At 33.9% G+C, this 283-nt stretch carries 1 pseudogene; it reads right to left on the reverse strand.

What is annotated here, in order from left to right:
• Window positions 1–265 (reverse strand): annotated as a pseudogene (locus tag GSM_RS14485) (GH25 family lysozyme); the annotation flags it as partial.
• Window positions 266–283: the final 18 nt, after the last annotated feature.

Genomic DNA, 283 nt, shown 5'->3' on the forward strand with positions numbered 1-283 from the left:
GCCAAATATAAGTGTGCATTCTTAACCCTTGGGCAATACCAGTAGAAACCTGTGTATTATATGTTGCTTGGGTAACTAAGCTAGAATTATAAATTCCACCTACTTGACTAATCCCAAACTTATCACTGCCTTGACCTTGAACAAAAGTATACCCTTGATATTTACTATTATCTGCTCCTTGGTCACTTGCATTAGCATTTAATGCAATAAAAAAAGGAGCAATCAATGAAATTGCTCCTAACAATATTTTATTTTTGAGTTTCATGTTCTACCTCCTATTTTG

The organism is Liquorilactobacillus mali KCTC 3596 = DSM 20444 (assembly GCF_000260415.1).
Taxonomy (GTDB): Bacteria; Bacillota; Bacilli; order Lactobacillales; family Lactobacillaceae; genus Liquorilactobacillus; species Liquorilactobacillus mali.